We start from the raw sequence: 14,683 nt of genomic DNA on the forward strand, positions 1-14,683 counted from the left end.
GTTAGCTGGCGTTCATCGCTTACGCTGACGCGGCGTTAGAGCAAATCCCGCCAAAGTTGAAGACTTTGGCGATAAGGATTTGCTCCAACATATTGATTTGGCGCGAATCCTTTTCGGCGAAGTGATTCCACTTCGCCGGGATGCGCGCTAGCGCCAGACCAGTGCAGGCAAACCGTTGATCTGGAAGGGACGCCGCCCCGGACGGGATCATCCGGAGCGGCCATTAACCTTACGCGAACCACCAGCGCGAGGTGATCTTCATGCCGTCGAGGTCCCAGTTATTGCCCACATCGCCATGCGCGACCTTCTTGGAATGGGCGCCGACATAGTTGTTGAACATGATGTTGAGCATGCCGCCGTCGTCCTGCAGCAGCTGCTGCATCTCCGCATACATCCCTGCGCGCTTGGCATCGTCGGTCTCGGAGCGGCCCGCGACCAGGAGCTCGTTGAAGCGTGCCGGCTTCCAGAAGGTGTCGTTCCAGGCGGCATCCGCCGCATAGAAGGTCGTCATCATCCAGTCGACGGTCGGGCGGCCATTGGTGTAGGTCGCCAGGAACGGCTTTTTGAGCCACACATTGTCCCAATAGCTGTCGGCAGGCTCGGCGATCACATTGATCTCGATGCCGGCCTTGGCGGCACTTTCCTTGAACAGGGCGCCCGCATCGGCGGCACCGCCGAAGGCCGCGTCCGACACCGAGAGATCGATCTTCAGGCTGTCGAGACCGGCCTTCTTGAGGAGCTCGCGCGCCTTGTCGGGATCGTAATTATGGGCCGGCTGCGCATCGATGGCGAATTTGATGCCGGGCGCGATCGGGTTGTCGTTCGCCACTTTGCCATGGCCGAACAGAACCTTCTTGACGATCTCGTCGCGGTCGATCGCGTATTTGAGCGCATTGCGGACATCGCGATTGTCGAACGGCGCCACCGTCGTGTTCATCACGAAATAATAGTGGCCATAGCCCGTCACCTCGTCGATCTCGATGTCGCTGTTGCGCTTGAGGAGATCGAGGGTCTTGAGGTCGCAGCGGTCCATCACATGGATGTCGCCGGTGGTGAGCGCATTGGTGCGCGCCGTCACGTCGGCCAGCACCAGCATCTCCACCTCGTCGAACCAGGTGTCGCGATAGTAATTGGGATTGCGCTTCAGCTTGGCCCTGATGCCCGGCTCGAACTTCTCGAGCACATAGGGGCCGGTGCGCGCACCCGATTCCCAATCGACGCCGCCGCTATCCTTGGCCGGCATGATCGGCAGGTGATAGTCGGAGACGAGATAGGGGAAGTCGGCATTGCCGCCGGTGAGCGTGAAGATGACGTTGTCGCCATCGGCCTTGACGTCGGTGACGCCGGCAAGGGCCGACTTGGCGGCCGATTTCGAATCCTTGCCCATGTGATGGCGGATCGATTCGACCACATCGGCCGGGCTGACGCTCTTGCCATTGTGGAAGGTGACGCCCTTGCGGATCTTGAACGCCCAGCTCTTGGCACCGTCCATCGGCTCGAAGCTCTCGGCGAGATCGGGCATGATATTGCCCTTGGCATCGACCTCGGTCAGCGCATTGCCGAGCGAGCCCCAGCCGAGCGTGCCGGTGAACTGGTCGGGATAGGTGCCGGGATCGAGCGAATCCGTCGTGGCGCCATGGCCGATACCGAGCCGCAAGGTGCCGCCCTTTTTCGGTTCGGCGCGCGCCGCCGTGACGAAGAGCTTGTCGGCCGCCGCGACCGTCATGCCGGCGGCGAGCGCCAGCTGGATGAAATCGCGGCGCGAAACCTTGCCCCGCGCCGCCATTTTCTCGGCAAGTTTGAGCTTCTGATCGAGATCAGTCATGTCGTCTCCCCATTGTTTTCATTGTCCGCTTTTGGCGGAGTGGGTGAATTACAACCCAGCCTCCCTCTGGACACAAACGACCTTTCCATGCACCATCAGTGAGAAAAGCTCACCGAAATGAAAATCCGCAAACGCCAGCTCCCGCCGCTCAATTCGATCCGCGCCTTCGAGGCGGCGGCCCGCCATCTCCATCTCGGCAAGGCGGCGGACGAGCTGTCGGTGACCCATGGCGCGATTTCCAAGCAGATCGCCAATCTCGAAGGGCATCTGGGCTTCACCCTGTTCGACCGCGCCGGCAACCGCCTGTCGCTGACCGAGCGCGGGCTGAAGCTGCTGGCCGCCTCCAACGCCGCCCTCGACCAGCTCGGCTATGCGATAGCGAGGCTCGATGGCGGCGCGGTCGAGGGCGAGTTGCGCCTGTCGGTGCCGCCGGCCTTTGCCGCCAACTGGCTGATCCCGCGTCTGGCGGATTTCAAGAAACACGCCCCGGCGCTCAAGCTCCATGTGCTATCGTCCAACCGGGTCGGCGACGTGCTCGACGACGATACCGATCTCTCGGTGCGTTTCGGCAAACCGGTATGGAAGAACTGTGCCGTCAGGCTCCTGGGCCATGTGCGCTATTTCCCGGTCTGCAGCCCCGCATTGCTGGCCGGGCCGCCCGGCCTCTCCTCGCTTGCCGATCTCACCCGCCATCCGCTGCTCTTCGATGATCCGGAAGGAGAGAACTGGCGGCGCTGGCTCGAGCATGCGGGCCTGCGCGATGTCGAGCCGCGCGGCGTCATCTATCTCCAGGACTTCAGCCACATTCTCTCTGCCGCGCGCGCCGGGCTCGGCGTGTGCCTGGGCGATATGATCACCACCGGCGCCGATCTCGCGGACGGCCATCTGGTGCGTCCCTTCGAGCAATCGGTCGAGGATCTGGGCGCTTATTTCGTGATCACGCCGCAGCTTGCCTCGCCCGCGGCGCGCCTGTTCGCCGACTGGCTCGAAGCGGAAATGGTGAGCTTCGCGTCCACGACCTCCGTGAACTGATCCTCTCGGTGAGGAATTGTCACCGACGGGTCGAGCATTAGTCGCTTGCCTTGCCGCGGGCGGTGACGGATTTTGCGCCGAGCCAAAAGCCACCCATGGAGAGACACAATGGCCCAGGACAAGACACCGTTGCGCGCCCGCAAGGAAGGCGGCGGCACGCCCCTGATGAGCGACTGGTATCTCAAATCCGAGACAGGCCCGCTCAAGGACGTTCTCCTCGGCCCGGCCGAAAGCTTCCGCTGGATGGGGCTTGAGAACGCCAACTGGTCGTCGCTGGTACGCGATACCTTGCGCAAGGGCCATAAGTTCGACAAGCAGCTCGCCATGCGCCAGCATCGCGAGATGATCGATGCCTATCGGGATGCCGGCGTCACCTGCCACTTCCTTCCCGTCGACATGACCAATCCCTATCAGGTCTATGCCCGCGACTCATCCTTCATGTCGCCCTATGGCGCGGTCGTCTGCCAGCTCGCCAATCCGCGCCGGCGCGGCGAATATGCGGCCGTCCTGCGCTTCTATCTCGAGCGCGGTATCCCGATCTATGACATGATCAGCGCGGGCAATTTCGAGGGCGGCGATTTCAACATCATCAGGCCGGGCGTGGCGCTCGTCGGCTATACCGATCATCGTTCCGAGGAAGTGGCGGCCCGCCAGGTGTCGGAATGGTTCATCAAGGAGGGCTGGGAGATCAAATATGCCCCGATCGACCAGTTCTATGTCCATATCGACCTGATGGTGTGCATGCTCAACGAGCATTGCGCCGCGGTCTGCCTCGAGACGACCGAGGACGACATCGTCCAGTGGCTCAAGTCGAAGAAGATCGAGATCATTCCGGCGAGTTTCAAGGAAACCATGGCCTTGGGCTGCAATGTGGTGGCGCTGGGCAATGACCGGGTGCTGTCGACGGCGGGCGCCCATGATCTCAACGGCAAGATGCGCGCCGCGGGCTTCAAGGTCTATGACCCGGACATGACCATGTTCACCCAGGCCGGCGGCGGCGTGCACTGCATGTGCCAGCCTCTGCGCCGGGAAGCTGCATAGGCGTTCCAGGGCAATTTCGGGTTATCTGGCCATAAGTTAGATAATTCTTGACTGTTTTGGTCGGATATCATTAGTTAACGCGGGGCCAGGCAAGAAAACGCGCCTGGCCGCGCGCCAGCAAAAGACTCCTCCAGTCCGGTAGCCAGCCTTTCGATGGTTCAGGGGAGAGGGGTCTCATGGGACGCACCACTTGTTTGCGGCTGTCGCTCTTGGCGACAGTTGCCACGTTTGTTTTCGCCATTCCGGCATCAGGCCAGGAAGAGCCGCAGCAGCAGGCCGAGCAGGAGACCGCCACGGACAATGGCGGTCTGCTCGATCAGATCACCATCGTCGCCTCCAAGTTCGACGAGGAAGTGATCCAGTCGCTGACCTCGACCAGCGTCGTCGGCAAGGACAAGCTGCAGCAGAAGCAGCCGACCAATATCGGCCAGGTCCTCAATGGCATACCTGGTGTCTCGACGGCAGGGTCGCAGGACCGGACCGGCCTCGGGACGAGCATCAATATCCGCGGGTTGCAGGATTTCGGCCGCGTCGCGATGATAACCGATGGTGCCCGCAACAATTTCTCCCGCGCCGATCACGGCAGCGCCAGCTCCATGTGGATAGAGCCTGAAATGCTCAAGCAGGTCACCGTCGTGCGCGGGCCGGTGGCGAATATCTACGGGTCGGGTGCCATCGGCGGCGTCGTGGTGTTCGAGACCAAGTCGGCCAGCGATTTCCTGCGCGATGGCGAGCAATATGGCGGCTCGATCAAGGGCGGCTATGAAACCAATGGTGAGGGCTATCTCACCAGCGTGACGGGCGCCATCAAGCCGGTCGAGGCCTTCGATCTCATCGGCAATTTCACCTATCGCGAGCGTGATGATTATAAGGGCGGCGATGGACACAAGGTCGACGACACCAACTATGAAGTCATGGGTGGACTGGCCAAGACCGTCATCCGTCCGGCTGACGGCCATGAGGTAACCCTGGGCTGGCTCGGCAACAGCAATGACTGGCGCGAGCCCGGATCGATCCCGCAGGATACGGATCTGCGCGAGGACATCTTCACCGGCAAATATCACTACACGCCCGGCAATGGCTGGATCGATTTCACGCTGAGCGGTTATGTCAACGACACGAAGATGGACCAGACATCGCTGGCCGACGGGCTGCGCTGGGATCAGGAAAATGGCGGCTTCGTGAATGTCCCGGCCGGTTCGGTGCGCAGCTTCGACCTTGTCACCAATGGCTTCGACGTCAACAACACGTCGCGTTTCGATACGGCGGCCGTCCGGCACACGCTGACTTACGGCGGCGACTGGTTCGAGGACGATGTGACCGTCGAGGACCCCTTGGGCGGCGCATTCGTCTACAACCCTTCGGGCAAGCGCGAAGTATGGGGCGCATTCATCCAGGACAAGCTTGAATTCTCCGACTGGCTCGAGATCATCGGCGGGCTGCGCTACGATTCATACAATTTCGAAAGCACCGATGGCGAGATCAGCAATGATGGCGACCGGCTGTCGCCGCGCATCACGGCCGGCATCAAGCCATTCGAATCGACCGGCCTGCGCGGCCTCCAAGTCTATGGCACCTATGCCGAAGGCTATCGCTCGCCCAGCGTCATTGAAACGCTCATTACCGGCATGCACCCGGCGGGCGTGGCCTTCCCGTTCCTGCCCAATCCCAATCTGACGCCTGAAACCGCGCATATGTTCGAAGTGGGCGTGAACTACAAGCGCGACGGCATATTCACCGATGACGATGGTGTCCGCGTCAAGGCGGCCGTCTATCACAACACGGTCAATGACTATATCGGCCTCAATGACAGTCTTTCGCCATTCCCGGGGCCGAACTTCGATCCCAATTGCACATGGTCGATGCAGCCGGGAACGGCCCCGTTCTGTGTGCAGTATCAGAACTTCGACGAGGTCGTCCTGAAAGGCATCGAATTCGAGGCTGTCTATGATCGCGGCACTTTCTTCACCGGGCTGTCAGGCTCCTTCGTCGACAGCAAGAACAAGGAAGATGGCAAGGAGCTCGACACCGTTCCGCCCGATCAACTTCTCGGCTTCCTGGGTTTCCGCTTCTTCGACCAGCGCCTGACTGTCGGCGGCGAGGTGCAGCACGCCTTCAGTTACAAATATAGCGTTCCCGATCTTTCGACGCCCAGTCCAACGGATACGAAGCGGGTCTCCGAGGATTATACGCTGGTCAATCTGTTCGCCGGCTATGAGGTCACGCCCGACTTCCGCGTCGATGCGCGGCTCGAGAACATCTTCGACGAAAAGCATGTGAACTATCTGAGCGCCGTTCTGGGGGCCGGCGGCGATCCCTATCTGGAGCCCGGCTTCAACGCCAAGATATCGGCCACCTGGCGCTTCGGCGGCTGAGGCCGACGCCCGAACTGATGACCGCCCAGCCTATCGGGCGGTCATTTGCTTTTGGAGCGCGATCTTGCTCTTGTCGAGCGCCCGGCGCACATCATCGGCCTTGAGGCCGTTCTCCCCGGCACGCGCGACGATCATGTCATATTGCGGCTGGCAGGACGCGAAGCTCGCCTCCGCGGCCTCGCTCCTGCTTGCCCGAAGCTGCTTTTCAGCCTTGTAGGCGGCTGCCGCACATTGCTGCCAGGACTTGATCGCCTGGGTGATTTGCGGCGGCAGGGATTGCTTTGCTAGGACAGGGGAGGAAGCAAGGGCAATCGCGGCAAACACGCCGGCTGTGAAGAGCATCGATGAATTTCTGTTCTGCATATTCGTATCTTAGTGTCGTCATGTTTTCTGGCAATGCCGCGGCATGAGTTTCGCAGTCGAAATCATCGGCGCCGGTCCTTCCGGTCTCATGGCCGCCGAAGTGTTGGCGACGGCAGGGGCACGGGTGCGCGTCGTCGATCACATGGCATCGCCGGCGCGGAAATTCCTGATGGCCGGGCGTGGCGGCCTCAACCTCACCCATTCGGAGCCCCTGGATCAATTTCTCGATCGCTATGGCGCGGCGCGGTCCTTTCTTGAGCCCGCCATCCGCGCCTTCCCGCCGGAGGCGCTGATCGGCTGGTGCAATGGTCTCGGCATCGAAACCTTTGTCGGATCATCGGGCCGGGTGTTCCCGACGACGATGAAGGCCTCGCCGCTGCTGCGCGCCTGGTTGCGGCGGCTCGATGCGCTGGGCGTGAAGCTCGAGCTGAAGACCGAATGGATGGGAGAGAAGCGCTCCGATGCGATGATCCTGGCGCTGGGCGGCGCCAGCTGGCCGCGTCTCGGGTCCGACGCGCATTGGGTGGACGCGCTGCGCCGCCGCGGCGTGCCGGTGAATGATTTCGTGCCCGCCAATTGCGGCATCGGCATTGCCTGGTCGCCTTACTTCCGCGAGCGCTTCGCGGGAGAGCCGCTGAAGCGCATCAGGGTTACGAGCGGCGTGCGCGGCGTGCGCGGCGAGGCGATGATCACCGCGCGTGGCCTGGAAGGCGGCGCCATCTATGCGCTGTCGCGCGAATTGCGCCAGACGGGCAAGCTCACGCTCGATCTGCGGCCGGATCTCTCGATCGCGGCACTGGAAGAGCGCCTGGCCCGTCCGCGGGGCAAGGACTCCCGGAGCAACCGGCTGCGCAAGGCGGCAAATCTCAGCCCGGCGGCCATCGCGCTGTTGCGCGAGGCGGGCGCGCCGGCGACGGCGCACACCATCAAGGCGGTCGAGCTGACCATGACCGGCACCGATCTGCTGGCACGTGCCATTTCATCCGCCGGCGGCGTAGCGTTGGATGCGGTCGATTCCGGCTTCGCGCTCAAGGCCTGGCCCGGCGTCCATGCGGTGGGCGAAATGCTGGACTGGGAGGCGCCGACCGGCGGCTATCTGCTGCAGGCCTGCTTTTCGACCGCCGTGGCGGCCGCAAAGGCCTGTCTGGAAGCGTTACAAACTGCCCCGGACCGGCCACAATCCCTTTCTAAGTGAAGGTCAGGTTTTGGATTGGGAGTGGTACGGCATGAAACGGATTGTCCTCGCGAAATTCATGGGCGTCGCGATGGCGCTCGCCATGACGGCGGGCTTCGCCGGCACGGCGTCGGCAGGCCCCAGAGGCTATTGTGATTCCTATGCCCGCGATGTCGCGCACCGCAAGACCAATGGCGGCGCTGATGTGCTGGTCGGCACCATCGGCGGCGCTTTGGGCGGTGCGCTGATCGGCGGCCTCATCGACCGCGGCGAAGGGGCGGGCAAGGGCGCCATCATCGGCGGCGTCGGCGGCACGCTGCTGGGCGCCGGCGTCACCAGCGATCGCTACCGCCGCGCTTATGACAATGCCTTCGCGCGCTGCATGGACAATTATGAAGGCCAGCGCGTGCGCTATCAGGCGGCCGATGATACCGGCGGCCGTTCATGGTCCAAGGCCTGTGCCCGCAAATACCGCTCCTTCGATCCGCAGACCGGCAAGTACAAGAGCGCATCGGGCAAGTGGCGGCCCTGCCGCCTGTAGCTTCTCTCTGAACAAACGAAAAGGGCCGGAGATTTTCTCCGGCCCTTTTGCTTGCAGCGAAAGTCTCAGACCGCTTCGTCTTCGTGCTGGCGCACGATGATCGCAGCACCCGGCCGCACCCGGTTGAAGAGATCGATCACATCCTGATTGATGAGGCGCACGCATCCTGACGACACCGCCTTGCCGATGCTGGCGGCATCCTGCGTGCCGTGCAGGCGGTACAAAGTGTCCTGGCCGTCCTGGAATATATACATCGCGCGCGCGCCGAGCGGATTGTCGAGCGCCGGCTCCATGCCATTGCGGTATTTCTCCAGCTCCGGCTGGCGGGCGATCATTTCGCTGGGCGGCGTCCAGCGCGGCCAGGCGCGCTTGTACTGGATGCGCCCGCGCCCGCCCCAGCTGAAGCCGTCGCGCCCGATGCCGACGCCATAGCGCATCGCCGTGCCGTTCTCCATTACCAGATAGAGGAAGCGGTTCGGCGTATCGACGATGATGGTACCGGGTATTTCGGCGGTCGGAAAATCGACGATCCGCCGGCGGTATTTCGGCTTGAGCTTCTTCAGATCGGCGGCCGGTATCGGAAAGGGCTCGTCGGGCAGGGCGCCATAGTTGCGCGCAAAGGGCGAAGGGCCGGAAGAAGTGGGCTCGGCCATGATGCCTTCCTCGCTTCCGTCCCTGACGCAGGCGCTGAGCGCGAGGCCAGCGCCGCCGAGGAGGAAAAAGCGCCGGGTGATCGGCATGGGTAAGTGTCCTTGAGTGTCAATTGAAAGAGAACCGCAGGCCTTCGCTGCGGCAATGAACGATCTGTCCGGGGATCAGGCGGCGCGCGGTGGCGGCGTCGGCACGCCAAGCTCGGTGCTTGGCGGTGGCGGCAGGCTGCCGACCCGAGCGAAGCTGCAAGCGCCGCTCTCGGGCGCGAGGTCGATCGCCGTGATCTCGACGGGGGCAAGCTTGATGCTGGCGCAGCGGCTCGGCAGCGGGATATGGCCGCCGAAGGCCTGCAGGCTTCGGCCGGCAAGAGCCCGTTCGGTGAAGTCGGCCGGCGCCAAGGAATTGTGCAGCCGCGCCGTGGGACCCAGAACCTGACACAGGGTAAGCGCCAGCATGCACAGGAACATCACGGAAACTGTGGCACGGCGCAGGCAGATATCGGGAACGCGACTCATCTCAGCCGTCTTCTACTCTTTTTGACCCGCAGGCCAAGCTCACGAGCTTGTGAATCGACACGCTTAATTCGCGACTGTTGCGCCGAGGTCACAGTCGGATTTGCCAGCCTTCGCCCTGCATGCCATAGCTCCCCGTTCCGGGTAATGGAGCCTTTCGTGACAAGCATACCGCTGACCCCTGTGGTCGAGGCGCTGCCTTCCACCGTCCCCTTTGTCGGCCCCGAGGCGCTGGAGCGCCAGCGAGGCGTCGCCTTCAAGGCGCGGCTCGGCGCCAATGAGAGCGGCTTCGGACCCTCGCCACGGGCGATCGCCGCCCTCGAGAGGGCAGCGCATGACGTTTGGAAATATTGCGATCCCGAGAACCACGATCTCAAGCAGGCCCTGGCGCGCCATCATGGCGTGCGCCCGGAGAACATCGCGGTGGGCGAGGGGATCGACGCGCTCTTCGGCTATGCGGTGCGCCTTTTCGTCGAGCCGGGCGTCACCGTCGCCACGTCGCAGGGCGCCTATCCGACCTTCAACTTCCACGTCAATGGCTATGGCGGAAGGCTGGTGACGACGCCCTATCGCGCGGACCGCGAGGATCCGCAAGCTCTGCTCGATCTGGCGAAGCGCGAGAAGGCGCGGCTCATCTTCTTCGCCAACCCCGACAACCCGATGGGATCGTGGTGGCCTGCGCCTGCGGTCGAGGCGCTGATCCGCGACATCCCCGACCATGCGCTCCTCATCCTCGATGAGGCCTATGGCGAATTCGCTCCCCCGGGCACTTTGCCGCCCCTCGACACCGGCAACCCGAAGCTTCTGCGCTTCCGCACCTTCTCCAAGGCCTATGGCCTGGCGGGGGCCCGCATCGGCTATGTGATCGGCGAGGCGGAGCTCATCAAATGCTTCGACAAGGTGCGCAATCATTTCGGCGTCAACCGCCTGGCCCAGGCGGCTGCGCTGGCGGCTCTTGCCGATGAGGCCTATCTGCGCGAGGTGGTGGCCAAGGTGGGCCGCGCGCGCCAGCGCATCGGTGCCATTGCCGGTGCTGAGGGCTTGCGGCCTTTGCCCTCGGCCACGAATTTCGTGACCATCGATTGCGGCCGCGACGGCGCCCATGCGAAGCGCCTGCTGGACGCGCTGATCGGCCTTGGCATCTTCGTGCGCATGCCAGGTGTCGCGCCGCTCAACCGCTGCATGAGGGTGAGTGCCGCGCCCGACGATGAGCTTGATCTCTTCGCCGAGGCGCTGCCGAAGGCCTTGCGCAGCCTCGGCTGACCCAAAATGGTGAGGCGGGCTGGCTCTTGCATCATGTCGTCGTCCCGGGCGATGGTGACTGAAACAGCGCGGGGAGTGGCGGCGTGAAGGTCAGGGATCTCAAGGTTTTCATTGTCGGCAATCCGCCGCCGGGCTTTGGCGGGCGCTACTTCATCTTCGTCAAGCTGACCACCGACGACAATGTCAGCGGCATCGGCGAAGTCTATTGCGATACATTCGGGCCCAAGGCGATGACCGCCATGATCGAGGATGTCTTCGCCCGTCATGTCGAAGGCATGGACCCGTTCCACATCGAGGCGCTGTGGCGCAAGGCCTATGGCACAGGCTACACCTTGCGCCCCGATGCCTCGCTGATGGGCGTGCTGTCCGGCATCGAGATCGCGCTCTGGGACATCAAGGGCAAGGCGACCGGCAAGCCCGTCTATGAGCTGCTGGGCGGACGCGTGCATGAAAGCCTCAGGTCATACACTTATATCTATCCCGACACGGCCAAAGGCCAGGACAGTTCGATCTACTGGAATGCCGAAGCCTCGGCCGAGCGTGCCGCGCATTATGTGAAGCAGGGCTTCACCGCCATCAAGTTCGATCCGGCCGCACCCTATTCGGTCTTCGATCCGCGCCAGCCTTCGCTGGTCTCGCTCGAGCTGTGTGAGAAATTCTGCCGGCTGATCCGCGAGGCGGTCGGCAGCAAGGCCGACCTTCTGTTCGGCACGCATGGCCAGTTCACGGCATCCGGCGCCATCCGTCTCGCCAAACGGCTCGAGCCTTATGAACCGCTGTGGTTCGAGGAGCCGACACCGCCTGAAATGCCGGAGGAGATGGCGAAAGTGGCGCGCGGCACGTCCATTCCCATTGCGACCGGCGAGCGGCTCGTCACCAAATATGAGTTCGCCCGTGTGCTCGAAACCGGCGCCGCCTCGATCCTGCAAATGGCGCTGGGCCGGGTCGGCGGCATCATGGAGGCGAAGAAGGTCGCCGCCATGGCCGAGACGCATTATGCGCAGATAGCGCCTCATCTCTATGCCGGGCCGGTGGAAGGTGCGGCCAATATCCACTTCGCCGCCTCGCTGCCGAATTTCCTGATCCTCGAAAGCATCGAGACCTGGGGCGGCTTCCATTCCAGGATCCTGAAGAAGCCGATCCGCTGGGAGGAGGGCCGCGTGCTGCTGCCGACCGAGCCAGGCCTCGGCATCGAGCTCGATGAGAAGGTGGCGCTGGCGCATCCCTATACGGGCACGAATGTCCATCTCGAAATGACCGAGCGGCCGATCGAGTGATCATGCGCTACGGCTTCATCGGTCTCGGCAATCTGGGCGGACATCTTGCGCTGAGTCTCATCCGCGGCGGTTTCGACGTTGCTGTCTGCGACCGGGACAGCGCGCGCGCCGCCAGGCATATCGAGGCCGGCGCCCGCTGGGCCGGCAAGCCCGGCGAGCTGGCCGCGTCATGCGATGCCATCATCACCTGCCTGCCATCGCCCACGGCATCGGAAGCGGTGCTTGGCGAATTGCTGACGGCGGGCTTCGCCGGCACCTGGATCGAGATGTCGACCCTGGGGCGCGACGAGATCCTGAAGCTTGCCGCGCGGGCGGGCGATCACGGCATCCGCCTCCTCGAATGTCCGGTGACCGGCGGCGTCCATCTGGCGGCCCGTGGCGAGATCACGGTGCTCGCGGGCGGCGATGCCGATCTCCTGGCCGAACATCGCCCGGCGCTCGAAGCGATGGGCGGCAGGCTCTTCCACATGGGGCCTCTGGGCTCTGCCGCGGTGATCAAGGTCATCACCAACATGCTGGCCTTCATTCATCTCATCGCCGATGGCGAGGCGCTGATGCTGGCCAAGCGCGGCGGCCTCGATCTGGCGCAGGCCTGGAAGGCGATCGCGGCAAGCTCCGGCACCAGCTTCGTGCATGAGACGGAAGGCCAGCTCATCCTCAATGGCAGCTATGACATCGCCTTCACCATGGATCTGGCGCTGAAGGACCTGGGCTTTGCCATGAAATTCGGCGAGGAGTTCGGCGTGCCGCTCGATCTCGCTACCCGCACCCGCGAGGCCTTTATGAAGGGCAGGGAGGCCTATGGCGGGGCGGCGCAGTCGACCATGATCGTCAAACTGCTCGAAGACGAACTCGAAACGGATCTGCGCGCGCCGGGCTTTCCGGCGCGCCTCGAATGAGGGGACTATCGATGAAACCTGAGATGATCGTCATCAATGCCGACATAAGGACCATGGACCCGCTGAAGCCCAGGGTCGAAGCGCTGGCCTCGCATCAAGGCCGCGTCCTGGCGCTGGGATCGACCGCGGAGATCAGGGCGCTGGCCGGTAAAGGGGCCAGGGTCGTCGACGCCGGCGGCAGGCTCGTTCTGCCGGGCTTCCAGGACACCCATATCCATATGCAGGATTCAGGCACACGCCACGCGCTCGATGTCGACCTTGCCGGCGTTCGCAAGATCGAGGAGCTGCAGGCGAAGCTGAAGGACTTCGCCGAGGCCAATCCGAAGCGCGACTGGGTGAAGGGCCATGGCTGGTATTCGGGCATTTTCGGCGAGCACAACCTCACCCGCCAGGTGCTCGATGCGGTGGTGCCCGATCGTCCCGTGCTGCTTTATTCGTCGGACTATCACAGCGCCGCGATGAACACGAAAGCCTGCGAGCGGATCGGTCTCGACCGCTCTGTGCAGGACCCGGAGAATGGCCGTTTCGCCCGCGACAAGACCGGCGTGCCGACCGGCATGCTGCATGAGCTTGCCATCGAATGGGCGCGCGAGCGCATGCCCGAGACACCCGATTCTGACTGGGAAGCGGGGGTGCGTTTCGGCCAGGCTCTGTGCAACCGCAACGGTTTCACCGGCGTGCTCGACGCGCTCGTCACCGAGAGGCATTTGCGCATCTATCGCGCGGTTGAAAAAAGCACCGGCCTCACGGTGCGCGTCGCCTCGACCGCCCTGGTCGAGCCTACCGATACGGTCGAGGGCGCGCTCGCCCGCATCGAAGGCTTCCGCCGCGACTGCTCATCCCCCATGCTGAAAGTACATTCGGCGAAATTCTTCCTCGATGGCGTGCTCGAGAACCGCACCGCGGCGATGATCGAGGACTATCACGACGCCGAGGGCGGCAACGCGCCGGTGATGTTCGGCGAGAATCATTTGCGCGAGCTCTTCATCGCCTTCGATGCGGCACGCTTCCAGATCCATTGCCATGTGATCGGCGACAAGGCGGTGCGGGTGGCGCTCGACGGGCTCGAGGCGGCGCGCGAAGTGAATGGCGCCTGGCCCAGCCTGCATCAGCTCGCCCATGTGCAATGCATCGATCCCGACGACATTCCGCGTTTCGCGAAGCTCGGCATCATGCCGAATATCCAGGCCCTGTGGGCCAGGAACGAGCCCTCGGTCACCGATGTCGCCGTGCCGATCGCGGGTCCGCGCATGGCGCGCTGGATCTATCCCTTCCGCTCGCTGATCGATGCTGGCGCGAGCTGTGCCCTGTCGAGCGACTGGGGCGTTTCGACGCTCAACCCGTTCCACATCATGCAGACCGCGATCACCCGCCAGCCGCCCGGCAAGCCGAAGGACTATCCGCCCTTCCTGCCCGAGGAACGCATGACGCTCGATGAATGCATCAAGGGCTATACGGTCAACGCCGCGGCCGCTGCCTGGCGCTCGGCCGATACGGGCTCGCTGGAGCAGGGCAAATATGCCGATCTCATCATCCTCGACCGCGATCTCCTCGCCATCGACCCCTATGACATTGCCGACACGCAAGTGATGCTGACCCTGCTCGGCGGCCGCGAGGTCTACCGGCATGAAGAATTTGGTGGGTAACAGCTACCGACACTCGAGTAGCGCCGCCCTGTTGATTCTAGTCAATGGGTCCCGGCTTTCGCCGGGATGACGGCTTAGCATCGT

General features: G+C 63.4%; 13 protein-coding genes. 9 read left to right on the forward strand and 4 right to left on the reverse strand.

Annotation, left to right across the window (positions count from 1 at the left end; translation table 11 throughout):
* Positions 1-229 precede the first annotated feature (229 nt).
* The gene (locus DT068_RS19180) at positions 230-1,825 is read right to left on the reverse strand and encodes an ABC transporter substrate-binding protein (RefSeq protein ID WP_119391490.1); all 1,596 of its coding nucleotides are present in this window, start codon (positions 1,823-1,825) and stop codon (positions 230-232) included.
* Between the two features lie 117 nt (positions 1,826-1,942).
* Between DT068_RS19180 and DT068_RS19185 the strand changes: the two genes are divergently transcribed.
* The 3 genes from DT068_RS19185 to DT068_RS19195 all read left to right on the forward strand — a co-directional run bounded on the left by DT068_RS19185 (position 1,943) and on the right by DT068_RS19195 (position 6,273).
* Positions 1,943-2,857, forward strand: coding sequence for a LysR substrate-binding domain-containing protein (locus DT068_RS19185; RefSeq protein ID WP_119391491.1), 915 nt, complete (start codon positions 1,943-1,945; stop codon positions 2,855-2,857).
* A gap of 108 nt (positions 2,858-2,965) precedes the next feature.
* On the forward strand, positions 2,966-3,898 hold the full coding sequence (locus DT068_RS19190) for a dimethylarginine dimethylaminohydrolase family protein (protein WP_119391492.1): 933 nt from the start codon (positions 2,966-2,968) through the stop codon (positions 3,896-3,898).
* A gap of 176 nt (positions 3,899-4,074) precedes the next feature.
* Positions 4,075-6,273, forward strand: a complete 2,199-nt coding sequence (locus tag DT068_RS19195) for a TonB-dependent hemoglobin/transferrin/lactoferrin family receptor (protein WP_119391493.1) — start codon at positions 4,075-4,077, stop codon at positions 6,271-6,273.
* 30 nt (positions 6,274-6,303) lie between these two features.
* Here DT068_RS19195 and DT068_RS19200 read toward each other — a convergent pair whose 3' ends face one another.
* Positions 6,304-6,636 carry a hypothetical protein gene (locus tag DT068_RS19200; protein WP_368904829.1) on the reverse strand — a complete coding sequence of 111 codons (333 nt, stop codon included), beginning with the start codon at positions 6,634-6,636 and terminating at the stop codon, positions 6,304-6,306.
* Positions 6,637-6,679: 43 nt separating this feature from the next.
* Between DT068_RS19200 and DT068_RS19205 the strand changes: the two genes are divergently transcribed.
* Together DT068_RS19205 and DT068_RS19210 are read left to right on the forward strand one after the other, a co-directional pair.
* Entirely contained in the window at positions 6,680-7,831 is a 1,152-nt protein-coding gene (locus tag DT068_RS19205) for a BaiN/RdsA family NAD(P)/FAD-dependent oxidoreductase (protein ID WP_119391495.1), read from the forward strand.
* A 31-nt stretch (positions 7,832-7,862) separates the two neighbouring features.
* On the forward strand, positions 7,863-8,351 hold the full coding sequence (locus tag DT068_RS19210; protein ID WP_119391496.1) for a BA14K family protein: 489 nt from the start codon (positions 7,863-7,865) through the stop codon (positions 8,349-8,351).
* Between the two features lie 65 nt (positions 8,352-8,416).
* Here the strand turns inward: DT068_RS19210 and DT068_RS19215 are convergent, their stop codons facing one another.
* Both DT068_RS19215 and DT068_RS19220 read right to left on the reverse strand, forming a co-directional pair.
* Complete coding sequence (locus DT068_RS19215) at positions 8,417-9,091, reverse strand: L,D-transpeptidase (protein ID WP_119391497.1); 675 nt, start codon at positions 9,089-9,091, stop codon at positions 8,417-8,419.
* A 75-nt stretch (positions 9,092-9,166) separates the two neighbouring features.
* Positions 9,167-9,517, reverse strand: coding sequence for a hypothetical protein (locus tag DT068_RS19220; RefSeq protein WP_119391498.1), 351 nt, complete (start codon positions 9,515-9,517; stop codon positions 9,167-9,169).
* 156 nt (positions 9,518-9,673) lie between these two features.
* Here DT068_RS19220 and DT068_RS19225 point away from each other — a divergent pair, with 156 nt between their 5' ends.
* The 4 genes from DT068_RS19225 to DT068_RS19240 all read left to right on the forward strand — a co-directional run bounded on the left by DT068_RS19225 (position 9,674) and on the right by DT068_RS19240 (position 14,599).
* On the forward strand, positions 9,674-10,777 hold the full coding sequence (locus tag DT068_RS19225) for a pyridoxal phosphate-dependent aminotransferase (protein WP_368904830.1): 1,104 nt from the start codon (positions 9,674-9,676) through the stop codon (positions 10,775-10,777).
* 83 nt (positions 10,778-10,860) lie between these two features.
* Positions 10,861-12,054: a mandelate racemase/muconate lactonizing enzyme family protein gene (locus tag DT068_RS19230; protein ID WP_119391500.1), complete on the forward strand. Its 1,194-nt coding sequence runs from the start codon at positions 10,861-10,863 to the stop codon at positions 12,052-12,054.
* A gap of 2 nt (positions 12,055-12,056) precedes the next feature.
* The gene (locus tag DT068_RS19235) at positions 12,057-12,953 is read left to right on the forward strand and encodes an NAD(P)-dependent oxidoreductase (RefSeq protein WP_119391501.1); all 897 of its coding nucleotides are present in this window, start codon (positions 12,057-12,059) and stop codon (positions 12,951-12,953) included.
* A gap of 11 nt (positions 12,954-12,964) precedes the next feature.
* Complete coding sequence (locus DT068_RS19240; protein WP_162914312.1) at positions 12,965-14,599, forward strand: amidohydrolase; 1,635 nt, start codon at positions 12,965-12,967, stop codon at positions 14,597-14,599.
* The last annotated feature ends 84 nt before the right edge of the window (positions 14,600-14,683 follow it).

Origin of the sequence: Taklimakanibacter lacteus (assembly GCA_003576695.1) — a bacterium.
Classification (GTDB): domain Bacteria; phylum Pseudomonadota; class Alphaproteobacteria; order Rhizobiales; family Aestuariivirgaceae; genus Taklimakanibacter; species Taklimakanibacter lacteus.